Origin of the sequence: Chromohalobacter sarecensis, assembly GCF_023061135.1 — a bacterium.
Lineage (GTDB): Bacteria > Pseudomonadota > Gammaproteobacteria > Pseudomonadales > Halomonadaceae > Chromohalobacter > Chromohalobacter sarecensis.
On the sequence record NZ_JAKGAN010000006.1, the window covers coordinates 153,982 to 176,920 of the forward strand.

Below are 22,939 nucleotides of genomic sequence, written 5' to 3' on the forward strand. Positions count from 1 at the left end.
TGCTCGTCTCGTACGCCGGTGCGGTCTTGTCATCGGCGCCGTCATAAGATGTGTCGTGGTGTCACGACGCGGGCGTCGTCGCTCTTCGACACCCAGTCAGGTCGGCGCCCAGAGTACCTGCAAGCGCGCTTGCGCGCCAGTAGCAACACCCAGGCGAATGACGATTCAGACGTCGTCAGACGCCGCACGCTCGCGCGCGTGCGGTCGCGCAACAATCCGCCAATCGCGCCCCACGGCGCGGATGTCGTCGATTTGCAACGGACGCTGCTGGGCCATGCGCTCGAGCCCCGGCAACGCAAATAGCGGCCGCGCCTCACCCCCCAGTAACGTCGGCGCCACGAACAGATGCATCTCATCGATGGCGTTGATATCGAGCATGGCCCCGGCCAGCGTCGCGCCGGTTTCGAGCAGCACTTCGTTGCATTGCTCGCGCGCGGCCAGATGCGCCAGCAGGGCACGTAGATCGACGCGCCCTTCGGCCGCTTCGGGCAGCACGAGCACCTCCGCCCCGGCTTGTTCCAGCGGCGCGCGGCGCGTCTCATCCCGCGAGACGGTCGCCACCAGGGTGCGCCCCGGCTCGCGCAAGCACGCCGCCGCCACCGGCAAGCGCAGCCGCGAATCGACCACGACACGAAGGGGCTGGCGCTCGGCGATCGCTTCAGCATCATCCAGCTCGAGCTGCGCGGCACGCACCGTGAGGCGCGAGTTGTCGAAAATCACCGAATCGACCCCGGTCATCACCGCGCTCGAGCGCGCCCGCAAGCGTTGCACCTCGGTACGCGCCCGCTCGCCGGTAATCCATTGCGACTCGCCGCTAGCCATGGCGGTACGACCGTCCAGGCTCATCGCCATCTTCAGGCGCACGAATGGCAACCCCTCGCGCATGCGCTTGACGAAACCGACATTGAGCGCCTCGGCATCGGCCTCCAGGCAGCCCACCTCGACCTCGATGCCCGCCTCACGCAGCATGGCCACGCCGCGCCCGGCCACCTGCGGGTTGGGATCCACCATGGCGACCACGACACGGCCCACGCCGGCGTCGATAAGCGCCTGGGCACACGGCGGCGTGCGACCGTGGTGCGAACAAGGCTCCAGCGTGACATAAACCGTAGCGCCCCGCGCCGCCTCGCCAGCGGCACGCAAGGCGTGTACCTCGGCATGAGGCTCACCGGCACGTGCATGATAGCCCTCCCCGACGATGCGCCCCTCACATACCACCACGCAGCCGACGCGTGGGTTGGGATGGGTGGTATACCACCCTCGCCGGGCGAGCTTGAGCGCGCTTGCCATGCACGCTTCGTGAGATAGCACCGACGCTGCGGTGTCCTGTGTCATGGTCACTCCGTGAGCGATTCGAGTCGGTACGTGATCAGCGTTGATCGTTATCGTCGGGCACAAAGCTGGGCTCTTGCGCCAGACGATCGATTTCGGCGCGAAACTCGTCGAGGTCTTGGAAGCGTCGATAAACGGAAGCGAAACGGATGTAAGCGACCTGATCGAGGCGTTTCAGCGAGCGCATGACCTCCTCGCCGATCTCACGCGCCTCCAATTCACGCTCACCACGGGCGCGCAGGCGCTGGCGGATACGCTCGACCGCCGCTTCGATGGATTCGGCGCTGACCGGGCGTTTCTCCAATGCCCGCAGCATGCCGGCGCGCAACTTGCGTTCATCGAAGGTTTCTCGCGAGCCATCGCCCTTGATCACGCGGGGCATGACCAGTTCCGCCGTCTCGTAGGTGGTAAAGCGCTCGCCGCAGTCATTGCACTGGCGGCGCCGACGCACCTGGTCCCCCTCGGCCACGAGGCGCGAATCGGTCACCTTGGTGTCGTACTTTCCACAAAAGGGGCAGTGCATCGTGGCGCGTCCGCGGTTGAGTATCGAGAATGAGTCGTGATCATCGAGATTGTCCAACATTGTAGCCTTCCCCGCGCCGCGCGGAAACTCGCTTGCGCACTGCCGCCAGGCCAGCCAAGCTCATGGGGCTGCTTGCGTTTTCGCGCTCTCGCGCACGCCAAGAGCATGCTTTCAAGGAATCGCCTAGGAGATAAGCCAATGGGCATCATCGCATGGATCGTCTTCGGCCTACTGGCCGGCATCGTCGCCAAACTGATCATGCCGGGGCGCGACCCCGGTGGCATGATCATCACCATGATCATCGGGATCCTCGGGGCCATCGTCGGAGGATGGGTCGGCACCGCGCTGGGATTCGGCTCGGTGGATGGCTTCAACCTCGGCAGTTTCGTCATCGCTGTGCTCGGCGCCATCATCCTGCTGGGACTTTACCGCATCGTGAAGAAGTGACCTTGCCGCGTCCGTACACGCCGGCCATCCGCCGGCGTGTCGCGTATGGCACGACTCCTGCAACAGCAACGACAATGTCGACGTGCGAGCCACCGATTCTCACGAGGACCCTCGATGCCCCACCCCATCTCCCCAACCCCGCAGACCGAGCTTGATGAAGCCGATTTCACCGCACGCGCCAAGGCGCGCCTGAACGAGATCTACGGGCCACGTGCCGATGAAGTGCTACGCCGCCTGCTGCGCCTGATATCGCACCAACGTGGTGCCATCCCCGAACGCTCGCGTCCATTATGGAGCGAGCGCGACCAGGTACTGATCACTTACGGCGATCTACTGCTCGACGGCGAGCGGCCACCGCTGCAAGTGCTCGACGAGTTTCTCGAGACACGCCTCGCGGATACCTTCAGCGGCGTTCACGTGCTGCCCTTCTTCCCCTGGAGCAGCGACGATGGCTTCTCGGTGATCCATTATCGCGAGGTCAATCCGGCACTCGGCGACTGGGAAGACATCCGTCGCCTGACACGCCACGGGGATTTGATGGTCGACCTGGTCATCAATCATGTCTCGCGGGAGTCACTGTGGTTCGTCGACTACCTGGCCGGCACCCAGCCGGGACGCGACTACTTCATCGAAATGGACCCGAACACCGACCTGTCGCAGGTCACCCGGCCCCGCAGCTCGCCGCTATTGGTGCCAGTCTCCACGCGCCGCGGGACACGCTATCTGTGGGCGACATTTTCCGAAGACCAGATCGACCTCAACTTCGCCAATCCCGATGTACTCATCGAGTTCATCGGCATCATGCTCTACTACGTAGAGCAAGGCGCGCGCATCATCCGTCTCGATGCCATCGCCTATCTGTGGAAGGAAATCGGCACCTCGTGCATTCACCTGCCGGAGACTCACGCCGTGGTACGGCTGCTGCGCGCCGTGCTCGACTATCTCGCCCCCGGCACGCTGCTGATCACCGAAACCAACGTGCCGCACCGCGAGAACATGAGCTACTTCGGCCTCGAACGCCTCGACGATGCCACCACGTCGGACGTGCCCGCACAGCCCGACGAAGCGCACATGATCTATCAGTTCACGCTGCCGCCACTGCTGGTGCATACGCTCACCAGCGGTGATGCCACGGCGCTGGAAGCCTGGGCACGCAGCCTCCCCGCGCTGCCGTCCGGCTGCACCTATTTCAACTTCACTGCTAGCCACGACGGGATCGGCGTGCGCGCGCTGGAAGGGCTGTTACCGCCCCACGAGATCGAGGCCATGCTCGAGCTCATGCACCGCTTCGGCGGATATGTGAGCATGAAGGCCAACGCCGATGGCAAGGACACGCCTTACGAGGTCAACATCACCTACTTCGATGCGCTACGCGGCACACGTCGCGGCGCCGACCCCTGGCAGGTGGAGCGTTTTCTGTGCAGCCAGCATTTGATGCTCGCGTTGCAGGGCGTACCGGGCATCTATTTCCACTGCCTGACCGCCACACTCAACGACCACGAAGGCGTAGAGCGCAGCGGACAATTGCGCACCATCAACCGTCGGCGTTGGCAGAAGGAAGCCCTGGACGAACTCCTCGATAGTCGCAACACGCCCACGCGCGAGGTGTTCATGGCCTTGCGGCGGCGCCTCAAGCTGCGCGCCCAGGAGCCCTGCTTTCACCCCGAGGTAGAACAGCGCATTCTCGACACCCCGCCAACACTCTTCGCCGTACAGCGAGGTCCGCTGGCCGATGGGCGCCGCCTCCTCGCGGTCTACAACGTCACCGACAAACGCCAGCCACTGTCCTTGCCCGATCTTGACGAAGACGGTTGGTACGACCTGCTCGCCGATGCTCCTTGGGATGCGCAGGCCCCGCGTGAGCTACGTCCGTATCGCAGCCTGTGGCTGGTGCAACGGCCTGGCGCCCCGACATCCTGAGGCTTGCCGATAGGTCCGGCGCTGGTTACAGTAAACATGGAGATGGCATTCCTCCTGTCGCTATCGGCGCTCGAAAAAAGCGTCTATCGCGACAAACCGCCTGGTCCGGCACTACACCGCCGACGCATCCCCGCCAGCGCTAATGATGCCTGCCAACGCACCCGAGGTGCGTCGTGCGCAGGTATCGCGGTTCCCCTTTTTTTGCAAGCCGCCCGGCACGCGCACCTCGATGACAATTCTCAATTGCGAGGAATTGAACGCATGTGGTTATCCATCGTGGCGATCGGCGCCGGTGCTGCGCTCGGCGCTAACCTGCGCTGGCTGCTTGGGATATGGCTCAACGCCCTGTTCCCGGCGATCCCCCCCGGCACCCTGGCCGCCAACTGGCTGGGCGCCTGGCTGATCGGCATCGCCATTGCCGTCTTCGCCCAACTGCCGCACCTCTCGCCGGAGTGGCGCCTGTTCGTGGTGACCGGCTTTCTAGGGGCATTGACGACCTTCTCAACCTTTTCCGCCGAGATGTTCACCAACCTGCAGGCCGGGCGTTATCTCATGGCATTGTCGGGCATCGCCGTGCACGTCCTCGGCTCGTTGGCCATGACCGGTGTAGGCATCGCCACCTTCGGTGCCATCAAACACCTCACGGGAGTCTTGAAATGAGCGAATGGCAATACGGGTAGTGTCAGACTGCCACCAGCGCGAAGCCGGCGTTCTGCAGCGCAATGCCCACCGTCATGCTGGACTGGGCCAGCTCGATATCGGCCAGCAGAGCGTCGCGGGCGAATCCCTGTCCGTGCCAGGCCTGTAGACACACCATGACGCCAACGCCTTCGCGCTGGAGCGCCTCGATCAACACACGGTTGGGATTGTTCGAGTCGGCCGGCAGTCCGTAATGGCGCGCATAGGCGGTATCCTCGAGAAGGCACGGCGTCGCCGCCCCGGAGACGAGGACGATCATATGACGACGCTCGACGGGCACGTCGGCCGCCGCGAACAGGTTTACCGCACGCACGGCGCGCAGCAGACCGGCATTGGCCATGGCGCCCTGAGCACTAGGCGTCGTCCACTGGAACAGCGCCCGGTAGGTGCCATGCGCCAGCGGCAACCATTGGGCTTCTTCTTGCCCGGCGAGCGGCGCGTCGTCGATGGGCGCTGGTGTGGCACTCGGCGGCTGCCGTGATATCCAATTGTCCCAGCCTGTCGTCATGTCGCCCCCTCCACAGATTGTAATCACACCACTTCAGCGCGTTGCCGCTCGCTTGGCAAGCGTCATGATATACCGACCTGCATTGCTATTAATGCTCAGCTAATCCCGTGCCGTTATGCTAGGCGCCATCTCGTCACCCGTATGGACTGTCATGACTCACGACTCGCGCCGGCCAGTATGCCATTTTCGCTCCTTCAGCCTCAGGCTCACGGCCTGTGTGGCCACGCTCATGCTCGTCTTCGCTACGCCGGCCCTCGCCGAGTCGCCGTTTGCCAGCCAGGACGATTTTCTCTCCGCCGAGCAAGCCTTCTCGCTGTCGGTATCTCGCGATGACGACACGCTTACCGCCGAGTGGGACATCGCTCCCGAATACTATCTTTATCGGCATCGCTTCAGCGTCGAGACGGACGAAGGCCCGGTGGAGGTCGACCTGCCCAAGGGCGAGATCATCGAGGACGACTATTTCGGTCGCTCGGAGGTCTACCATCACCAGGTGGCATTGCGCGCCGCGCTAGGCGATGCCGAGCAGGTGACGCTGACCTGGCAAGGCTGCGCCGAAGCCGGACTGTGTTATCCCCCACAACACCGGACCTTCGATGCCGAAACACTCGCCCCCGTCGAGGCGACGGATACCGCAAACAATACGAACAGCGCGAGCGACACGTCTTCACAAATCGGAGCCGCTACCGATAATACTGCAAGCAAAAGCGACACCTCTTCTTCAGACGACACTTCTTCGGACGAGACCTCTCAAGCAGACGATCAGCGCCTCGCGGCCCAGCTCGCCGATGCCCGTTTGGGCTGGGTTCTGCTGGCCTTCTTCGGCATGGGCTTGCTGCTGACCTTCACGCCCTGCGTGCTGCCCATGGTGCCGATCCTTTCCAGTCTCATCGTCGGCGCCACGCGCGATGGCCGCCCGCGAATGCGTGACGGCGCCATGCTCTCGCTTGCCTACATCCTGCCCATGGCCACCACCTATGCGGTGCTGGGCGTCGCGGCGGCTCTGGCCGGCGCCAACCTGCAGATGCTCTTCCAGGCTCCCGCCTTCATTGCCAGCTTCGCCGTGCTCTTCGTGCTGCTGGCCCTGGCGATGTTCGGCGTGTTCGGTCTGACGCTACCCCAAGGCCTGCGTACACGGCTCGATGCACGCCTGGAACGCCAACGCGGCGGGCGAATCAAGGGTGCCGCGATCATGGGCGTGCTCTCGGCGTTACTGGTCGGGCCATGCATGACGGCGCCTCTGGCCGGTGCATTGCTGTACATCGCCGAAAGCGGCAATGCCTGGCACGGCGGCCTGGCACTGTGGGCCCTGGGACTCGGCATGGGAGCGCCCTTGCTGGCGGTCGGCCTGCTGGGCCCGCACGTTCTACCCCGCCCGGGGCCGTGGATGAATCGGGTCCGAGCGATATTCGGTTTCGTCTTGCTAGGCATGGCGGTGTGGTTCGCGGCGCGCATTCTGCCCCCCGCAATGGAGATGGCCGCCTGGGGCGCCCTGCTCATCGGTTTGGCTCAAGCCAGTTGGACGACGGCACACGCACTGCACGACGCGTTGCGGGTATTGGGGCGTAGTCTGGCCATGCTCTTCGGCGTGTGGGGAATTCTCATGCTCGTCGGCGCGGCGGGGGGTCAACATGATCCGCTGCGGCCATTGGCGGGTTTCACCGGCGGCGGCGACTCTCAAATCACCGAGACCTCCTCGGCACTCAGCTTCGAGAGCGTTGAGGATCGTGACGCGTTGAACGCGCGTCTCGAAGAAGCAGCGGCACAGCAACGTCGCACACTGGTGGAATTCACCGCCGACTGGTGCATCAGTTGCGAGGTCATAGAGGAAGAAGTGTTCGGCGATGCACGCGTGCAAGCGGCACTGCAAGACGTGCAACTTCTGCGCATCGACGTGACCGATAACGACGCCGACGACCAGGCCATCATGCAGGCCCTCAGCGTGGTCGGTCCTCCGACGCTGATGCTTTACGGCGCCGATGGCCGCGAACGTCGAGACAACCGCATCGTGGGTGAATTGAGCGCGGAAGATTTTCTCGAACGCCTTGAGCGGGTGAAAGGCACGACCCGCGCAGGAGACGACGCATGACGGCTCTCGACCGCAGTCTGGCCCTTGGCCCCCTGGCGGTCAGCTTAGGCCAATTGCTGCTTGTCTTCGCATTGGTCGTCGCCATCGTCATCGGTGCCCTGGTCGGGCGTCGACGACGCATCGGCGTCAGCGACACCCTTTTTACACTGGTTTTCGTCGCCCTGGTTGGCGCGCGTCTAGTGTTCATCGTGCGCTATTGGGACGCTTACGATTCTATCTGGGCGATGCTCGACATCCGCGATCGTGGTTTCGACCCGCTCGGCGCAGGCATCACCGCACTGGCCTACAGCGGCTGGCGTTTGTGGCGTGCGCCACGCCAACGCCACGCCTTGTGTGCCGCACTGCTGGCCGGCGTCCTCACCTGGGGAGTGGCGGCCTACGCCCTGGTTCAGTCCGATGATGGCAACCGCGCCGCCTTGCCCGAGACGCCGCTGGCCACGCTCGACGGCGCCACCACCGACCTCCCTGCGCTGCACGACGCCCAACCCTTGGTAGTCAATCTCTGGGCGAGCTGGTGCCCACCTTGCCGGCGCGAAATGCCGCTGCTCGCCGACACACAACAGCGTCGCAACGATGTCACCTTCATGTTCGTCAATCAGGGCGAGTCCCGCCAGGCCGTCCGTCACTATCTGGACAACGAGTCCCTCAAGCTCGATAACGTACTACGCGACGAGGCGCTGGCGCTCGGAGAGTACGTCGGCGCCCAGGCAATGCCCACCACCTTGTTCTATGACGCCGACGGCCACCTGGCCGACACGCATTTCGGCGAACTCTCGCAGGCCACCCTGACACACGCCTTGTCACGCCTGGCTTCACCACAGTAGGAGAATGCGCATGTCCCTGACATCTTGCGGTCCACGCCTGGGGCTCGTCACCGCCCTCTCTCTGATCACTTTTCCCGTTTGGGCCCAGCCTGACGACCTTCCCGCGCCGGTCGAAGCGCTCGTCGACCAAGGGTTGACGATACATGAACGCTTCGAGGCCCCCGATGGCCTCACCGGTTATGCTGCCAGCGCACAAGGCCAGCCGGTGGCGATCTATGTGACCCAGAACGGCCAGCACGCCATCGTCGGCAACCTCGTCGATGCCGAGGGCAACAATCTCTCCAGCGAGCCGCTCGATGAGTTGGTCAAGGGCCCGCAAGACGATGCTTTATGGCAGCGCCTCGAGGACAGTCACTGGATTCTCGACGGCGATGCCCAAGCCCAACGCACGGTGTATGTCTTCACCGACCCCAACTGCCCATACTGCAAACGCTTCTGGGAAGCCGCGCGCCCCTGGGTGGAGGCCGGTGACGTCAAGCTGCATCACATCATGATCGGCGTTCTCAAGTCCGATAGTCCCGCCAAGGCGGCCACCCTGCTGGGCGCCGACAATCCCGCCGAGGCTTTCACGGCACACAATCGCGGCGATGAGGTCGCGCCTTCCGCGCAACCGGCGGACATCGAGCAGCAGGTCCAGGACAACAATACTCTCATGCGCTCGTTGGGGCTGCGTGGAACACCGGCGATCATCTACCGTCAGGACGGCAAGCTGGAGGTCGCACAAGGGATGCCAGACGAGGAAAAAATGCGGGCAGTCATGGGTTCGCCACGCCCCTGATCATCCGTAGCCAGTTCCAGCGGCACCCCCACGTACGCATCCGGGAGTGTGGCCGGAACGTCGATGCGCGCAGACGCTTGCGTATCGCGCACGGCACTGCGGACGATATCGGCCACCGACGCGCCGTCTTCTGTCTCGTGCCGCGCCCTGGCTCCCTCGATACGTGCCAGGGCCAGCAATTGATCGAGTGTGGTGGCCAAGCGCGCGGCGCCCTGCTCAGCATGTGACACGGCCTCGCGAGCCGCATCGCCCTTCACGCGTTGCGCGACCTGAAGGTGTGTCTCGTCGGCCGCCCAGGTACCCTCAGGCAATCGCGCCATCAGGCCCGCGACCATGCTCGCCGACTGCGCCATTCGCCGACCAACGACAGGCCATCGCCGTCCTGAAGGCCGCGGTCGAGTACCACGATATCGCTGCTCAAGGTATGCAGCGCATGACGCGCCGCCGCCATTGTCGCCACGCGATCCACCGCCCAGCCATGGCTTTCCAGTCCCGCACGGATACCGGTGGCGACCAGTTCGTCGTCTTCGATGAGCAATACGTGCATGGAGGCTCCTTCGTTCAATGCCCTGGCATGAGGCATCGTCACTCCCACGCGGCCCCCTCCAGGGCGTCGAGTGGGAATTTTAAATAGCGCTTGCCGTTGGCTTCCGGCTCCGGCAGACGCCCACCAAGAATATTGACCTGCAACGCGTGCAGGATCAGCTTCGGCATGGGCAGCTCGCTGTCGCGGCGGTTGCGCAGCTCGACGTACTCGGCTTCACTGCTCTCGCCGAGCCGATGCTTGTTGTGCTCACGCTGCTCGCGCACGGTGCTTTCCCACTGCGGTTCGCGGCCGTCGGGCATGTAGTCGTGACCGGTGAACAGGCGCGCCTCGTCAGGCAGGGCCAGGATCGCCTGGATCGAGTGCCATAGCTGATGTGCGCTCCCGCCGGGAAAGTCGGCGCGGGCGGTACCGAAGTCGGGCTGAAACAGGGTGTCGTGAACGAAGGCGGCATCGCCGATCACGTAGGTGATCGAGGCCAGCGTATGGCCCGGCGAATGCATCACCCGGCAATCGACCTCGCCCAGCGTGAAGGTATCTCCTTCGCCGAACAGATGATCCCACTGGCTACCGTCGTCCTTCAGGTCCGGCCAGTTGTAGATTTCCTTCCACAGCGCCTGCACCTGAGTCACCGGTCGACCGATGGCGGTGGGTGCGCCGGTCTGTTCATGCAGATAGCGTGCTGCGGAAAAGTGATCCGCGTGCGGATGGGTATCCAGAACCCAATCGACGCCGAGTCCTTCGCGCTCGATGTAGGCCAAAAGCTCATCGGCCTGATGGGTCGCGGTAACGCCGGATTTCTCATCAAAGTCGAGCACCGGATCGATGATCGCGCAACGGCGTGTGGCGGGATCGCTGACGACGTACTGAATGCTGAACGTGCGAGGGTCGAAGAAGCCAGCGACATCCGGCTGGCCAGCGCCTTGGCCGCGTGATAAGGCAAAGGTTTTCATCTGGTCTGCTGTCGCCTCCATGAATATGTGAACGGTCATCACAGTCTAATATATTTTTAGTTCTAACGTTAGACTATTTGTCCATATAAAGAAGCACATCATGATGGCGCGTCATAAGGCGTCTACTTAATGAATAGCAGTGGCTATGGCAGCGCTGGCGGGGATGCAGAAAAACTAAAAGGAATATAAAATTGATTCATTATTCTCAATTGCACTAGTTAGGCTACACTAGCGCTATACACTGGGGTCGCGTCATTATGACAATCCCCAAACGATCGTTTTCGCGCTTATGCAGGAGCCAATCATGTCGTTGCGCCACTTCATGCAGTATGCCCTGGCGGGACTCGCCTTGAGTGCGACCGCCCTCACCGCACATGCCGATACCCTGCGCGTGGGGATGTCCGGCGGTTACTATCCCTTCACCTTCGTCGAGCAGGACGAACTCAAGGGCTTCGAAGTCGACGTCATGAATGCCGTGGGCGAGCAAACCGGCGACGATGTCGAGTTCGTTACCGCCAGCTTCTCGGGACTCGCCGGCATGCTCGACGCCAAGCGGATCGACACCATCGCCAACCAGATCACCATCACCCCCGAACGTCAGGACAAGTACGTCTTCACCGAGCCGTACGTCTACGACGGTGCCCAGGTGGTGATACGCAAGGGCAACGACGCCATCCAGGGTGTCGAGAATCTCAAGGGCAAGACCGTCGCGGTCAACCTCGGCTCCAACTACGAAGAGCTGTTGCGTGAGCTGCCCTATGCCGATGACATCGACATCAAGACCTACGAATCGAACATCGAGCAAGACGTCGCCTTGGGGCGTGCCGATGCCTTCGTCATGGACCGCATCAGCGCCACCCAGGTCATCAAGGACAAGCCCCTGCCGCTCGAGCTCGCCGGCCAGCCATTCTCGCGCATCGAGAACGCCCTGCCCTTCCGCGATGATGAGGCCGGGCATGCCTTGCGCGACCGCGTCAACGAAGCCCTGCAAGCGCTTCGCGAAAACGGCACGCTCAAGCAAATCTCCGAAAAGTGGTTCGGCACCGATGTCACCACGCCGTGATACCACGCTTCATTTGAACGGCCGGGGCTTGCCCCGGCCGTCTGCTTTTAGGCGACTCGATCATGCACGTTCTCGATCTCGACTACATGCTGGGGTTGTTGCCGATCTTACTCGGCTATCTACCGCTGACATTGGAAATGGCCGGCGCCGGCATGCTCGCGGCATTGGTGTTGGCCTCCCTGCTGGCCGTCGTGAGAGTGCAGCGAACGCCGGGGCTCAATGCGCTGGCCATGCTGTTCATCTCCTTTTTTCGCGGCACACCGCTGCTGGTGCAGCTGTTCCTGTTCTATTACGGTTTGCCGCAAATCTTGACCTTTCTGGTCGCGATCAACGGCATTACGGCCACCATCCTGGGGCTGACCCTGCACTTCTCCGCCTACATGGCGGAGTCGATCCGCGCCGCCATCGTCGGGGTCGACCGTAGCCAGACAGAAGCGGCACTGTCCATCGGCATGACCCAAGGGCAACTGATGCGTCGCATCATTCTTCCACAGGCCACACGCGTGGCTACGCCGACGCTGATGAACTATTTCATCGACATGATCAAGTCTACCTCACTGGCCTTCACCCTGGGTGTGACCGAACTCATGGGCGCTACGCAGAAGGAAGCCGCCAGCAGCTTTCTCTACTTCGAGGCGTTCTTGTTGGCGGCGATCATCTATTGGATCGTGGTGGAAATTCTGTCGTGGCTGCAACGGCGGCTGGAAAAGCGACTCAACCGAGCCTATCAACGATGATCGCACTCCACGGCATCACCAAGCGCTTCGGCACGCATAGCGTCTTCGAGGATATCGACCTGACGCTGGAGCAGGGCGAGATCATCGTCGTCATCGGCCCTTCGGGCACCGGCAAGTCGACCCTTCTGCGCTGCATCAATTATCTCGAAACGCCCGACGCCGGACGGCTCACAGTGGGCGACCTCAGTCTCGATGTGACCCGCGCCAGCCGCCGGGAGATACTGGCCCTGCGTCGACGCACGGCATTCGTGTTCCAGAACTACGCCTTGTTCGCCAACAAGAGCGCACTGGACAATATCTGCGAAGGCATGATCGTCGTCGATGGTCTCTCCAAGGCAGAGGCACATGTCCGAGGGCGCGAGATTCTCGAACGCATCGGTCTCGCGGACAAGGCGAATGCATACCCGGCATCGCTCTCCGGCGGCCAGCAGCAACGCGTGGGAATCGGCCGAGCGATGGCCGCCAAGGCCGACGTCATCCTCTTCGACGAACCCACCTCGGCGCTCGATCCCGAATGGGTCGACGAGGTGCTGTCACTGATGAAACAGCTCGCTCTCGAGCGCCAGACCATGATCGTGGTCAGCCACGAGATGCAATTCGCCCGCGAGGTCGCCGACCGCGTGGTGTTCATGGATGAAGGTCGGATCATCGAGCAAGGCCCGCCCGACGAGCTTTTCACCAATCCTCGGGACGAACGCACCCAACGCTTTTTGCGCAAGGTGCTGGCCAACAACCCCGTCGTCTGAGTTGTGACACACAGCCAGGTGCCTGGAAGGCTTACACCTGGCCCTGGTTGTCGAGTTCCACGGCCTCGTACATGCGTTCCTTGAGGTCGTGGATCGCCGCCCCCACCCGGTTCCAACTGGGGATGAACGGCTTGTCGCGAGGCGACTCGAGAAACGACGCCCCTGCCTCGAGTATGTTCGCGGTAAAAAGCTCCACGGCCTGCTCCTCGCTGTGGCGGTCGAGCGACAGGCCGTTCATGCGCGCGTCGTTGTCGTAGGCTTCGATCAAATCCAGCGCGGTACGATAATAAGTCGCCTTGATGGTGCGAAAGGTCTCAGAGTGGATGGGCACACCCAGCGTCGCCAGCTTGCGGAACATAGCCTTGGCAATATCCAGGCTCATGCGATTGAGCCCGCCACTGGGATCGTCCTGGGAAACGGGCTGATGCTTGTGATCGTAAGCATCGGCGATATCCACCTGGCATAGCCGCTTGGTCGAGTGGTTACGGTGCACCTCCGAGAGCACGCCGATCTCCAGGCCCCAGTCGCTGGGAATGCGGATGCCGTCGAGCACATCGGAGCGCATCGAAAATTCCCCCGAGAGCGGGTAGCGATAACTGTCCAGATACTCCAGATACGGCAGCGGTCCGAAGACCATCTTCAGCGCACGAATCAGGGGCGTCACCATCAGGCGGGCCACGCGGCCATTGAGCTTGTTATCGGCCACCCGCGAGTAATAGCCCTTGCAGAATTCGTAATTGAACTGCGGGTTAGCGACCGGATACAGCAGCCGCGCCAGCATGCCACGGTCATAGGTGAGGATGTCGCAATCGTGCAGCGCTACCGCCTCCGTGCGCGCGGAGGCCAGCACATATCCGCTGCAGTACCACACATTGCGCCCCTTGCCAGGCTCCTGCGGTGCCAGGTCGAGGGCACTCAACTCGGCATCCAGCGTCGACAGACGTGGCCCGTCGTTCCACAGGATGCGGTGATGCTGCGGCAGGCGCGAGAAGAATTCGCGGGCACGCAGGAACTGGTCACGGTCGGCACGATCCAGCCCGATCACGACCTCCGAGAGATACGGTACCTGGGCCAGTTCGTCGACGATGTTCGATAGCGCCGGTCCCTCGAGTTCGGAGAACAGCGACGGCAGGATCAAGCCCATCGGCCGGCGTTTGGAAAACCGCACCAGGTCGGCTTCCAATGCTTCCACCGGGCGTTGGGTCAGGTTATGGAAAGTGGTAACGATACCGTTCTGGTAAAAATCGCTCATCGTGACGTGCCCTCCTGGGAAGTCTTGTCTCCGGGCGTCGCATCCATGCAGGTCTGCCACCAATCGGCGATGCCCTCGGCCCAGCCGTCGGGGCCAGGCTGTCGGGTACGATAGAGCGTCATGCCTGCGGCGATGTGCACCACTGCCTCGTGCTTGCCATGTACCAGAATCGGATGATCGACCGCCTCGAGCAGGCTGACATCGTTGGGACCGTCGCCCAGCCCCACGCTAGCGGGCCTGACACCGCGCAGCGCCGTATAACGCTCGATCAACCAGCGCACCGCCTGGCCCTTGTCGACCGCGCCCATCACATGCCAGAAACGCCCGCCCCGGGTGAGGCGCAAGCCATCGCTTTCCAGAGCGTGACGAAAGCGTGCCAGGGCCGCCTCGTCATCATCCCACAGCAAGGGCTCACTCCCCTCGCGCGCCTGCGCCTGACGCGCCTTGTCGGGGGTCAGCGAAGTCAACTCGCACAGCGTGTCGAGGGACAACTCGCCCATGCCGCGAAAGCGCACGCCCAACCGTTCACGCAGCACCTCGAGTCGTCGCCGAATGAAGCCGATATCCAGCGACGGCGTCTTGACGATCAAACCATCCAGCGCGGCGGGGTCGCGGTCCAGTCGCGCATGTTGCCAACGCGCGGGCAGGCCGATCACCGCCCCGTTCTCGGCGATGAACGGCGTCGCTGCTAGGCCCAGCTCATCGCGCAGGGCCAGCAGTTCCTCACGGGTCTTGCTGGTAGTGGGGATGACCGCGACACCGGCCTCGGCAAGCCGCGCCAACCAGGCGGCAGCGGGCTGCCACGTATAGCTGTCGTGATCGAGTAGCGTGCCATCCAGATCGGTGAACACCAGCCACGGCGTATGCGAAACAGACTGCGTCATGAGCCTTCTCTCCTTGGCACCGCCTCACATGTCACGGAATGCGCCGCATGACCGCCGTCAGCGGTCATGCAAGGTGCTCTTCAGATGAAGGTAGCACGGATCATGCCATACCCTGACAAGCAGCTCGCAGAAACCCGACTGCGGGGGATCGAGTACGTGCCGCTACGGTGCATGGTTTCCACACAGACACAAAAATACCCCGTCACGGTGCATCTTGCGCACCATAACGGGGCATGCCATCACAGCACCTGGCGGGCTGAATGCGTTATCGGGTGTGATGATGCTCGGCGATCACTGCCAACCCGGCGAGCGTCGCCGCATCGCTATCCAGCGGCGTTACCTCGAGGCCGACCGTTTCCAGCGCCAGCGTATAAGGGCGCCGTAAAGCCTCGGCGCCAATCAACAGCAGGCGTTCGAGATCGGGGCGCGCAACGCGCATGGCACGCACTTCCTCACCGATCAACACCCCGGAGATGAAGCTGCCCAACTGCTCGGCAGCCAAGCCGCGGTAGAGATGCCGGCTGCGTGCCTCGAACAGGGCATGCAGCACGCCGTCCTCGCCCTGAGCCCGCGCCAGTCCCTGGCGAAATCCGTCTTCATCGAACGGCGCCTCATCGCGGGCGGGCTCTCCTGGCAAGGTGTGAAAGCGTACCGCGTGATACAGCTCGCCGGTCATCAACGTGGTGAAGGCGGTCAAGCGGTTGTCACGCAGGCGCGCCCACTTGCTGTGGGTGCCGGGGAGGCAACAGTCGGCGTCGGGGTTTCCTGCCAGGGCCAAGGCGCCGAAGGCCTGGACTTCCTCGCCGCGCATGACGTCACAGTGCGCCTCGTCGACGTGCTTCACGCCCGGCACGATCCAGGCGTTTTCCAGCCCTGGCGCGGCCACGACATGCGCGGCGAGATCGCGCCCCGAGACGGGCAGATCGAGCTGCGGCGCCTCACTCCAGCCGCGCTTGGAGCCGACCATCCCCGCCAAATAGACCGGAACCTGCCCGCCTTCCCGCCAGTCCCCGACCTGGGCCTGGCAGTAATGCGGGAACTCGGCGGTTTGCAGCGCCTTGAGCCCCGCCTCGCTACGCCGCGTCTCGAGACAGGTGCTACTTTGCCGATCGACGAGAAACGCCCGGAAATTGCTGGTGCCCCAGTCGATGACGATCAGCCGCTGCTCGGCGCTCATTGATCGCCCTCATGCTCGAACAACTCGCTCATGGTGTAGAGCTCCTCGAGTCGCTTCCACTCGGCGACAAGTTCGCCCGCGACCTCGCCCACCTCGGCGGCACTGCGCCCGGGGCGATAAAGGTTGCTGCCAAAGCCGAAGCCACGAATGCCCACCCCGTGCCATTCGGACATGTTGCTCTTGTCGATGCCACCCACCGCGAACACCGGCAGCTCGGGCGGTAGAATCGCGCTGATATCCTTGAAGTAGCCGGTGCCCAGGCGTCCAGCCGGGAACAGCTTGAGCGCCGTCGCCCCGGCACGCGCCGCACTTAACGCCTCACTCGGCGTCATGCAGCCGACCAGCGGCGCCAGGCCCTGCTCGACACCGGCGCGAATCACCTCGGGGTCGCTATTCGGGGTGACCATCAACGGCGCCTCGAGACCCGCCAGCTCAGCCGTATCAGCGGCATCCAGCACCGTACCGGCACCCACCAGCACATGCTCGGGGCAACGTGACGCGACACGCTCGATGCTCTTCCACGGCAAGGGAGAGTTGAGGGGAATCTCGATCAGACGAAACCCCGCCTCGACCAGCGCGTCGAAGACCTTATCGATCTCCTCGGGACGAATACCGCGCAGAATCGCCACCAGCGGCAATTCCTTGAGTGCCGCGTCGAGTGCGGCCTGCTGAGTCTCGTTCATAGAACCTCCTTTACCGCATCATGAAGAGCGGACCCCATCGGGAACAAGTTCCCTCCCACAAAAGCCCCTCCACCGACCTGGTGTTATGGGAGCGAATTCATTCGCAATGGATCAGCATCGGGAACAAGTTCCCTCCCACAAAAATCCCTCTACCGACCTGGTGTTGTGGGAGCGAATTCATTCGCGATTCAATCACCACTCCGCTATCGAGCCATCCTCGTGCGTCCACACCGGGTTACGCCAGCGATGCCCCACCTTGGCGCGCTCCTCGACGAATTTTTCGTCGATCTCGACGCCCAAGCCAGGCCCTTCGGGAATCGCGCAGAAGCCATCGGTAATGGCCAGCGCGGACTTGTCGACCAGGTAATCCAGTACATCGTTATCACGATTGTAGTGGATGCCCATGCTCTGCTCTTGGATGAATGCGTTGTGGTTCACCGCATCCACGTGCAGCGAGGCGGCCAGCGTCAACGGCCCCAGCGGGCAATGCGGTGCCAGCGCGACATCGTAGCAGGATGCCAGCGAAGCGATCTTCATGCCCTCGCTGATGCCACCACAGTGCGAGAGATCGGGCTGGATCACGTCGACCATGCCCTCGGCGAGCAGATCGCGGAACTGATAGCGGGTATGCAAGCGTTCGCCGGTGGCGATGGGATAGCCGAGCCCGCCCGCAATGTGCTTGAGACTGGGCAGATGCTCGGGCAGCACCGGCTCCTCGACGAACATCGGGTGATAAGGCTCCAGCTCGCGCATCAGCACCTTGGCCATGGGACGATGCACGCGACCGTGAAAGTCGATAGCGATACCTACGTCCGGGCCGACCACCTCGCGCGCCTCGGCGACGCGTGCTACCGCCTCGTCGATCTTGCGGTGCGAATCGACGATCTGCATTTCCGGCGTGCCATTCATCTTGAACGCCGTGAAACCCTTGTCGACCAAGGCCTTGGCGCCCGCTCCCACGTCGCTGGGACGATCGCCACCGGTCCAGGCGTACATCCGCATCTTGTCGCGCACCTTGCCACCCAGCAGTTGATAGACGGGTACGCCGAGAGCGCGGCCCTTGAGATCCCACAACGCCTGATCGATCCCCGCGATGGCACTCATCAGGATCGGCCCGCCGCGATAGAAACCGGCGCGATACATCGTGTCCCACAGATATTCAATACGGTGCGGATCCTGGCCAACCAGATAGTCGGCGAGTTCATGCACCGCCGCCTCGACGGTGGCCGCGCGCCCTTCCACGACCGGCTCGCCCCAGCCATAGCATCCCTCGTCGGTCTCGATCTTGAGGAACAGCCAGCGCGGCGGTACTTGCCAGGTCTTGAGCTGGGTAATCTTCACGAGTGGTCTCCTTGTCGATGAAAAAGTGATGGCACGCTCAGCGTCAGTCGGGAGTGGCGCCATCAAGCGGGAACAATGCAGGCATATCCGCCGGGGTTTCGGCGATCCCCAGGTCCTGTCCGGTGCGCTCGAGGACCGCCAAGGCCGAGGCTTGCGCCCGCTCCGGCTGACGCAGACGAATCGCCTCCATTACCTTGCGGTGGCGTTCCATGCTATCGGCGAGCTCATCGGCGCTCTGGTTGGAGCGCTGGACGAGTACCGTAATCGTGGGGCGCAGCACATGGCTGAGCTGTGTCCACACCACGTTGTGGGTCGCGGCGAAAATCGCCTCGTGAAAAGCCACATCGTAATCGTCGTGGGAGCGCCCTTCCCAGCAGTGGTTGGGTGTCTCGAGGCTACGCGCCATGCCTTCATAGGCCTGCTCGATCGCCAGCAAATCGGTCGCTGTGGCAGCGGTTGCCGCCAGATACGCCACGAACGGCTCGACCGCCACACGGAACGCATAGATTTCACGTTGGAAGCGCGGATTGGGTTCGGCGTAGCGCGCCATCCACTCGGTCACTCGCGGGTCGAGCATGTGCCATTGGGTCAGCTCGCGTACCCGGGTGCCCTGGCCGGAAATACGCACCAAGAGTCCCGCCGAGACCAGATTCTGCAAGACGCTACGTACCGTGCTGCGGCTGACGCCATACGTCTCGCAAAGATCCAGCTCGCGGGGGATCAAGTCACCGGGGGCATAACGACCACTGAAAATAGCCTCGGCCAACGACTCGGCGATATCGGGGCGTGCCGTGGTACCGGAAAGTGAAGAGGGGCGCATAAACGGCTCCGCCTGCCTTGTTGGACAAATTTACCTCTATGTCCGACATAGACTCCAGCATTTTCGGCCGTATTGCCTTTAGACCTTAGTGCTAATGGAGACGGGAGACGGGAGACACGCAACACCGACAGGTAGAGAGCTGTCGATGATAAGCACTGCTATCTATTACAGCCAGAGAGTAGCCGCTTACCTGCAGCGAGAAAAGAAAATCCCCCGCTTCGCAGTAACACGAAAAGCGGGGGATCTCATTAGGGCTTGACCTTGCCCTCCGTCAGGAGGCCATCAGGGTTTAACGATACACCGGCAACCGTGCACAGACGGCTTCGACCTTGGCCTTGACGTCGGCTTCGGCCTGGCTGGCGTCGCCCTGCTGCATGGCATCGAGAATATCGCAGATCCAGCCGGCGAGGTCGGCACATTCACTCTCACCGAAGCCACGGGTGGTCACTGCCGGCGTGCCGATGCGCAGGCCGGACGTCACGAACGGGCTCTGCGGGTCGCCGGGCACGGCGTTCTTGTTGACGGTAATATGCGCGCGACCCAGCGCGGCGTCGGCGTCCTTGCCGGTCAGGCCCTGCTTGACCAGCGAGAGCAGGAAGAGATGATCCTCGGTGCCGCCGGAGACGACGTCATAGCCGCGCTCGATGAACACGCCGGCCATGGCTTTGGCATTGGTGACCACCTGCTGCTGATAGACTTTGAAGTCCGGGTCCATGGCTTCCTTGAAGCAGATCGCCTTGGCGGCGATGACATGCATCAATGGACCGCCCTGCCCGCCGGGAAAGACAGCGGACTGAAACTTCTTCTCGATGTCGGCGTCGTTTTCGGCGGAGAGAATCAAACCACCGCGCGGGCCGCGCAGGGTCTTGTGCGTGGTGGTGGTGACCACGTGCGCATGGGGCAAGGGGCTGGGGTAGACGCCTGCCGCCACCAATCCGGCGATGTGGGCCATGTCGACCAGCAAGTAAGCGCCCACCGCGTCGGCGATTTCGCGGAACTTGGCCCAGTCGATGATCTGCGAGTATGCGGAGAAACCGGCAATGATCATCTTCGGCTGGTGCTCGCGCGCCAGACTAGCAACCTGGTCGTAGTCGATCAGGCCGTTGTCGTCGAGGCCGTACTGTACGGCGTTGTAGTGCTTGCCGGAGAAGTTCGGCTTGGCACCGTGAGTCAGGTGGCCGCCGGCATCAAGACTCATGCCCAACACGGTGTCGCCGGGCTTGACCAACGCCTGGAACACCGCGCCATTGGCCTGAGAGCCGGAATGCGGCTGAACGTTAGCGTAGGTCGCGTCGAACAATTCCTTGGCGTAGTCGATGGCCAACTGCTCGACGACGTCGACGTGCTCACAGCCGCCATAATAGCGCTTGCCGGGATAGCCTTCCGCGTACTTGTTGGTCAGTTGCGTACCCTGCGCCTGCATGACGCGCGGGCTGGCATAGTTCTCGGAAGCGATCAGCTCGATGTGCGCTTCCTGACGGCCCACCTCCTGCTGCATGGCGTCCCACAGGGCATCATCGAAACCGGCAATCTGCATGTCACGGGTGAACATCGGCGAGAATCCTCGAATCACGGAAGGTCTAAGCGGCGGCAAGCCGCATGAGGTCGACGGGTAGTTCGTCGGGCTACCAGGGCGCCATGATAGCGCAGCCCACAGCGCCTTTCATATGAAAGGGGGGCATGGGTCGCTACAGGATTTCTCATGGTCGTTTTAGAAGTACTCAAGCACGCGCCAGAGATCCGTACTCCGCATGACAACGATCAAAAAACCGCCCAGCAATGAGGGAACTCATCTTCTTGTTCGGTTAACACGGCGCTACGCTTTCCTGGCTCGTCGGCGAGGGTCGACGAGCCGAAGGAATGCCTCGGGCACGGATGCCCGTCTACCGACAATGCCCTGCGCCTTTGGCCTTTCCCGCCGCACGAGCGGTCGTCGGCGGGGCTTCTTGCGTCTAACACCCTCCTCACTATCGCGAATAAATTCGCTCCCACCAACCCCAGCTCCTAGTCAGCTACAAGAGTCTGTCTCTGAGCCACAGGTCCGGCTCGCGTCCTTTGTGGGAGGGAACTTGTTCCCGATGGAATATGTTACAGCCATATAGCATCCCAGTGCGGATATCGGCCTATATCCTCTACCAGCCCTGCCCGAAGCGGGTTGGCAACAATATAGCGGGCAACCATCTGCCAATCCTCTTCCTCGCGTATCAAGTGATCATGGTAACCCTCTTCCCAGACCGCGCCCTGCCGCACCAAATGCCGGTTGATGGACTGCGCCGAGCGCCCTTTGAAACGCTTCACGACTTGAGATAAGGACTGTTCCTCGCCCAATGTAAAAAGCCAGTGGATATGATCTGGCATGACCACGAAGCATAGCGAGACTACGTACTGATCATCGTGCAAGGTCTTCATCGAGCCGATAACCCGCCTGGCCAGCAGCCAGTCGGTAAATAAGTGCTGGCGCTGATGGGTGCAGGTCGTGATGTGATAAGCGTGGCCCTTCAAGGAACGTCGACCTATCCGCAGGGCTTTATAGCCTGGCTTGTTGCTATTGGACATAATAGCTCGGTGCTTATTGATGCAATCTTACGGATAAGACTAATATACCCTATCGCGAATAAATTCGCTCCCACTAATGTAATTCCCCGGCCTGGTACCAGAAGAAAGCTAGTTAGGAGAATTCGGTTCGGTTGGCAAGCCGACTTGCAGCCCTGGTGAGAGGGATTTCAGTCCCGATGGGTGGCATCAAGCCTTTGTGGGAGAAATGTCAATCCCGGTAGGCAGGCTGACTCACCGCTCTTGTAGGAGGGACTTCAGTCCCGATGGTTTTAGCCAGCCAGCTTCCAGTCAGTTACAAAAGTCTATCTCTGACAGATAGGGTCAGCCCTTGCCCATCCAATCTGGACGCTAGCCCTTTTTAGGCATAGGCTTTGGCATAGGCTACCCGTCATAGGAAGAAAGCCCATGAATACCGAACGCCATGTACGCCTCTTCCGCAATGGTCGCAATCAAGCATTACGTATCCCGCGCGAGTTCGAGCTGAGCGGCGATGAGGCTGTCATCCGCCGCGAGGGCGACACGCTGATCATCGAACCGATCAGGAAGCCGGGTCTGCTGGAAACCTTGAAGCGTCTCGACACTCTCGATGAGTCGCTAAGCGATAGCGACGCAGGACTGCCGCCACTCGACGACATCGAGCTATGAGCACGGCCGGCTATCTACTGGATACCAATATCGTCTCGGCACTCGTGCGTGATCCGCAGGGTCGCGTGGCACAACGAATCGCCGAAGAGGGAGAAAGTGCCATCGCCACCAGCTCGATTGTCGCCGCCGAACTGCGCTTTGGCGCCCGTAAGCGCGACTCCGAGCGTCTGACGCGACAAGTTGAGATACTGCTCGAAGCACTGAATGTGCTTCCCTTCGAGCCGCCTGCCGACCGCCACTATGCGCAGATTCGCTGGCAATTGGAGCGCGCCGGGACACCCATCGGCCCCAACGACGTGCTGATCGCCGCCCAGGCACTGGCAGAACAACGCATCATGGTCACGGCCAACGTCGGCGAATTCAGCCGTGTCGATGGGCTGTGCGTCGAGAATTGGCTCTGAAGATAGGCTTCGGCCAC

At 62.3% G+C, this 22,939-nt stretch carries 25 protein-coding genes and 1 riboswitch; of the genes, 11 read left to right on the forward strand and 14 right to left on the reverse strand.

What is annotated here, in order from left to right; genetic code table 11:
* Window positions 1-165: 165 nt before the first annotated feature.
* Together ribD and nrdR are read right to left on the reverse strand one after the other, a co-directional pair.
* Entirely contained in the window at window positions 166-1,335 is a 1,170-nt protein-coding gene (gene ribD, locus L1071_RS11245) for a bifunctional diaminohydroxyphosphoribosylaminopyrimidine deaminase/5-amino-6-(5-phosphoribosylamino)uracil reductase RibD (protein WP_246974824.1), read from the reverse strand.
* A gap of 34 nt (window positions 1,336-1,369) precedes the next feature.
* Window positions 1,370-1,855: a transcriptional regulator NrdR gene (nrdR, locus tag L1071_RS11250; RefSeq protein WP_040243189.1), complete on the reverse strand. Its 486-nt coding sequence runs from the start codon at window positions 1,853-1,855 to the stop codon at window positions 1,370-1,372.
* 198 nt (window positions 1,856-2,053) lie between these two features.
* On the opposite strand from nrdR, the gene L1071_RS11255 reads away from it, so the two are divergent.
* From L1071_RS11255 to crcB, 3 genes are all read left to right on the forward strand, one after another.
* Window positions 2,054-2,302 carry a GlsB/YeaQ/YmgE family stress response membrane protein gene (locus tag L1071_RS11255; RefSeq protein WP_075369582.1) on the forward strand — a complete coding sequence of 83 codons (249 nt, stop codon included), beginning with the start codon at window positions 2,054-2,056 and terminating at the stop codon, window positions 2,300-2,302.
* A 114-nt stretch (window positions 2,303-2,416) separates the two neighbouring features.
* Entirely contained in the window at window positions 2,417-4,222 is a 1,806-nt protein-coding gene (locus L1071_RS11260; RefSeq protein ID WP_246974827.1) for a sugar phosphorylase, read from the forward strand.
* A 29-nt stretch (window positions 4,223-4,251) separates the two neighbouring features.
* Window positions 4,252-4,381: riboswitch (Fluoride riboswitch) on the forward strand.
* A 102-nt stretch (window positions 4,382-4,483) separates the two neighbouring features.
* Window positions 4,484-4,882 carry a fluoride efflux transporter CrcB gene (gene crcB, locus L1071_RS11265; protein ID WP_246974829.1) on the forward strand — a complete coding sequence of 133 codons (399 nt, stop codon included), beginning with the start codon at window positions 4,484-4,486 and terminating at the stop codon, window positions 4,880-4,882.
* Between the two features lie 22 nt (window positions 4,883-4,904).
* Here crcB and L1071_RS11270 read toward each other — a convergent pair whose 3' ends face one another.
* Window positions 4,905-5,429, reverse strand: coding sequence for a DsrE family protein (locus L1071_RS11270; protein ID WP_246974832.1), 525 nt, complete (start codon window positions 5,427-5,429; stop codon window positions 4,905-4,907).
* A 229-nt stretch (window positions 5,430-5,658) separates the two neighbouring features.
* Here L1071_RS11270 and dsbD point away from each other — a divergent pair, with 229 nt between their 5' ends.
* From dsbD to dsbG, 3 genes are read left to right on the forward strand one after another with little or no spacing between them, the layout of a single operon-like run.
* Entirely contained in the window at window positions 5,659-7,518 is a 1,860-nt protein-coding gene (gene dsbD, locus L1071_RS11275; RefSeq protein WP_246974835.1) for a protein-disulfide reductase DsbD, read from the forward strand.
* A complete protein-coding gene (locus L1071_RS11280; RefSeq protein WP_246974838.1) occupies window positions 7,515-8,342 on the forward strand; it encodes a TlpA family protein disulfide reductase in 828 nt (275 codons plus the stop codon). Before dsbD ends, L1071_RS11280 begins: the two co-directional genes overlap by 4 nt.
* A gap of 10 nt (window positions 8,343-8,352) precedes the next feature.
* Entirely contained in the window at window positions 8,353-9,120 is a 768-nt protein-coding gene (gene dsbG, locus L1071_RS11285; RefSeq protein WP_246974842.1) for a thiol:disulfide interchange protein DsbG, read from the forward strand.
* On the opposite strand, the gene L1071_RS11290 is transcribed toward dsbG, so the two are convergent.
* Genes L1071_RS11290 through L1071_RS11300 form a run of 3 tightly spaced genes read right to left on the reverse strand, consistent with a single transcriptional unit; the run spans window position 9,039 to window position 10,617 of the window.
* Window positions 9,039-9,440, reverse strand: coding sequence for an ATP-binding protein (locus tag L1071_RS11290; RefSeq protein WP_246974845.1), 402 nt, complete (start codon window positions 9,438-9,440; stop codon window positions 9,039-9,041). The two genes, dsbG and L1071_RS11290, sit on opposite strands and share 82 nt — an antisense overlap.
* Entirely contained in the window at window positions 9,440-9,667 is a 228-nt protein-coding gene (locus L1071_RS11295; protein ID WP_246974848.1) for a response regulator, read from the reverse strand. The genes L1071_RS11290 and L1071_RS11295 overlap by 1 nt, the downstream gene beginning before the upstream one ends.
* 38 nt (window positions 9,668-9,705) lie before the next feature.
* Window positions 9,706-10,617, reverse strand: a complete 912-nt coding sequence (locus L1071_RS11300) for an MBL fold metallo-hydrolase (RefSeq protein ID WP_246974851.1) — start codon at window positions 10,615-10,617, stop codon at window positions 9,706-9,708.
* A gap of 304 nt (window positions 10,618-10,921) precedes the next feature.
* Between L1071_RS11300 and L1071_RS11305 the strand changes: the two genes are divergently transcribed.
* The 3 genes from L1071_RS11305 (at window position 10,922) to L1071_RS11315 (ending at window position 13,163) form a co-directional block, all read left to right on the forward strand.
* The gene (locus L1071_RS11305) at window positions 10,922-11,680 is read left to right on the forward strand and encodes an amino acid ABC transporter substrate-binding protein (protein WP_378109647.1); all 759 of its coding nucleotides are present in this window, start codon (window positions 10,922-10,924) and stop codon (window positions 11,678-11,680) included.
* Between the two features lie 62 nt (window positions 11,681-11,742).
* Window positions 11,743-12,417, forward strand: coding sequence for an amino acid ABC transporter permease (locus L1071_RS11310; RefSeq protein ID WP_246974854.1), 675 nt, complete (start codon window positions 11,743-11,745; stop codon window positions 12,415-12,417).
* The gene (locus tag L1071_RS11315; RefSeq protein WP_246974856.1) at window positions 12,414-13,163 is read left to right on the forward strand and encodes an amino acid ABC transporter ATP-binding protein; all 750 of its coding nucleotides are present in this window, start codon (window positions 12,414-12,416) and stop codon (window positions 13,161-13,163) included. Before L1071_RS11310 ends, L1071_RS11315 begins: the two co-directional genes overlap by 4 nt.
* 31 nt (window positions 13,164-13,194) lie before the next feature.
* Here L1071_RS11315 and L1071_RS11320 read toward each other — a convergent pair whose 3' ends face one another.
* From L1071_RS11320 to L1071_RS11355, 8 genes are all read right to left on the reverse strand, one after another.
* Entirely contained in the window at window positions 13,195-14,415 is a 1,221-nt protein-coding gene (locus tag L1071_RS11320) for a glycosyltransferase family protein (RefSeq protein ID WP_246974859.1), read from the reverse strand.
* The gene (locus L1071_RS11325; RefSeq protein ID WP_246974862.1) at window positions 14,412-15,299 is read right to left on the reverse strand and encodes an HAD-IIB family hydrolase; all 888 of its coding nucleotides are present in this window, start codon (window positions 15,297-15,299) and stop codon (window positions 14,412-14,414) included. The genes L1071_RS11320 and L1071_RS11325 overlap by 4 nt, the downstream gene beginning before the upstream one ends.
* Window positions 15,300-15,564: 265 nt before the next feature.
* Window positions 15,565-16,476, reverse strand: a complete 912-nt coding sequence (locus tag L1071_RS11330; RefSeq protein ID WP_246974865.1) for a 2-dehydro-3-deoxygalactonokinase — start codon at window positions 16,474-16,476, stop codon at window positions 15,565-15,567.
* Entirely contained in the window at window positions 16,473-17,159 is a 687-nt protein-coding gene (locus L1071_RS11335; protein ID WP_246974868.1) for a 2-dehydro-3-deoxy-6-phosphogalactonate aldolase, read from the reverse strand. The genes L1071_RS11330 and L1071_RS11335 overlap by 4 nt, the downstream gene beginning before the upstream one ends.
* Window positions 17,160-17,351: 192 nt before the next feature.
* The gene (gene dgoD / locus L1071_RS11340; protein WP_246974871.1) at window positions 17,352-18,500 is read right to left on the reverse strand and encodes a galactonate dehydratase; all 1,149 of its coding nucleotides are present in this window, start codon (window positions 18,498-18,500) and stop codon (window positions 17,352-17,354) included.
* Between the two features lie 43 nt (window positions 18,501-18,543).
* Entirely contained in the window at window positions 18,544-19,320 is a 777-nt protein-coding gene (locus L1071_RS11345; protein WP_246974874.1) for a FadR/GntR family transcriptional regulator, read from the reverse strand.
* A 289-nt stretch (window positions 19,321-19,609) separates the two neighbouring features.
* Window positions 19,610-20,872 carry a serine hydroxymethyltransferase gene (gene glyA, locus L1071_RS11350; protein ID WP_246974876.1) on the reverse strand — a complete coding sequence of 421 codons (1,263 nt, stop codon included), beginning with the start codon at window positions 20,870-20,872 and terminating at the stop codon, window positions 19,610-19,612.
* Window positions 20,873-21,408: 536 nt separating this feature from the next.
* Window positions 21,409-21,876: an REP-associated tyrosine transposase gene (locus tag L1071_RS11355; protein ID WP_246974879.1), complete on the reverse strand. Its 468-nt coding sequence runs from the start codon at window positions 21,874-21,876 to the stop codon at window positions 21,409-21,411.
* Window positions 21,877-22,281: 405 nt separating this feature from the next.
* Between L1071_RS11355 and L1071_RS11360 the strand changes: the two genes are divergently transcribed.
* Complete coding sequence (locus L1071_RS11360; RefSeq protein WP_246974882.1) at window positions 22,282-22,521, forward strand: antitoxin; 240 nt, start codon at window positions 22,282-22,284, stop codon at window positions 22,519-22,521.
* Window positions 22,518-22,922, forward strand: a complete 405-nt coding sequence (locus L1071_RS11365) for a type II toxin-antitoxin system VapC family toxin (RefSeq protein WP_246974885.1) — start codon at window positions 22,518-22,520, stop codon at window positions 22,920-22,922. Before L1071_RS11360 ends, L1071_RS11365 begins: the two co-directional genes overlap by 4 nt.
* The last annotated feature ends 17 nt before the right edge of the window (window positions 22,923-22,939 follow it).

Coding starts and splice junctions, on each gene's coding strand:
- L1071_RS11320 (WP_246974859.1), bottom strand. CDS start 14,415: ATGAGCGATTTTTACCAGAACGGTATCGTTACCACTTTCCATAACCTG.
- L1071_RS11260 (WP_246974827.1), top strand. CDS start 2,417: ATGCCCCACCCCATCTCCCCAACCCCGCAGACCGAGCTTGATGAAGCC.
- L1071_RS11315 (WP_246974856.1), top strand. CDS start 12,414: ATGATCGCACTCCACGGCATCACCAAGCGCTTCGGCACGCATAGCGTC.
- crcB (WP_246974829.1), top strand. CDS start 4,484: ATGTGGTTATCCATCGTGGCGATCGGCGCCGGTGCTGCGCTCGGCGCT.
- nrdR (WP_040243189.1), bottom strand. CDS start 1,855: ATGCACTGCCCCTTTTGTGGAAAGTACGACACCAAGGTGACCGATTCG.
- L1071_RS11325 (WP_246974862.1), bottom strand. CDS start 15,299: ATGACGCAGTCTGTTTCGCATACGCCGTGGCTGGTGTTCACCGATCTG.
- L1071_RS11295 (WP_246974848.1), bottom strand. CDS start 9,667: ATGCACGTATTGCTCATCGAAGACGACGAACTGGTCGCCACCGGTATC.
- L1071_RS11330 (WP_246974865.1), bottom strand. CDS start 16,476: ATGAGCGCCGAGCAGCGGCTGATCGTCATCGACTGGGGCACCAGCAAT.
- ribD (WP_246974824.1), bottom strand. CDS start 1,335: ATGACACAGGACACCGCAGCGTCGGTGCTATCTCACGAAGCGTGCATG.
- L1071_RS11270 (WP_246974832.1), bottom strand. CDS start 5,429: ATGACGACAGGCTGGGACAATTGGATATCACGGCAGCCGCCGAGTGCC.
- L1071_RS11290 (WP_246974845.1), bottom strand. CDS start 9,440: ATGGCGCGATTGCCTGAGGGTACCTGGGCGGCCGACGAGACACACCTT.
- L1071_RS11355 (WP_246974879.1), bottom strand. CDS start 21,876: ATGTCCAATAGCAACAAGCCAGGCTATAAAGCCCTGCGGATAGGTCGA.
- L1071_RS11300 (WP_246974851.1), bottom strand. CDS start 10,617: ATGAAAACCTTTGCCTTATCACGCGGCCAAGGCGCTGGCCAGCCGGAT.
- L1071_RS11335 (WP_246974868.1), bottom strand. CDS start 17,159: ATGAACGAGACTCAGCAGGCCGCACTCGACGCGGCACTCAAGGAATTG.
- L1071_RS11365 (WP_246974885.1), top strand. CDS start 22,518: ATGAGCACGGCCGGCTATCTACTGGATACCAATATCGTCTCGGCACTC.
- L1071_RS11280 (WP_246974838.1), top strand. CDS start 7,515: ATGACGGCTCTCGACCGCAGTCTGGCCCTTGGCCCCCTGGCGGTCAGC.
- L1071_RS11360 (WP_246974882.1), top strand. CDS start 22,282: ATGAATACCGAACGCCATGTACGCCTCTTCCGCAATGGTCGCAATCAA.
- glyA (WP_246974876.1), bottom strand. CDS start 20,872: ATGTTCACCCGTGACATGCAGATTGCCGGTTTCGATGATGCCCTGTGG.
- dsbD (WP_246974835.1), top strand. CDS start 5,659: ATGCTCGTCTTCGCTACGCCGGCCCTCGCCGAGTCGCCGTTTGCCAGC.
- dsbG (WP_246974842.1), top strand. CDS start 8,353: ATGTCCCTGACATCTTGCGGTCCACGCCTGGGGCTCGTCACCGCCCTC.
- L1071_RS11255 (WP_075369582.1), top strand. CDS start 2,054: ATGGGCATCATCGCATGGATCGTCTTCGGCCTACTGGCCGGCATCGTC.
- L1071_RS11310 (WP_246974854.1), top strand. CDS start 11,743: ATGCACGTTCTCGATCTCGACTACATGCTGGGGTTGTTGCCGATCTTA.
- L1071_RS11305 (WP_378109647.1), top strand. CDS start 10,922: ATGTCGTTGCGCCACTTCATGCAGTATGCCCTGGCGGGACTCGCCTTG.
- L1071_RS11345 (WP_246974874.1), bottom strand. CDS start 19,320: ATGCGCCCCTCTTCACTTTCCGGTACCACGGCACGCCCCGATATCGCC.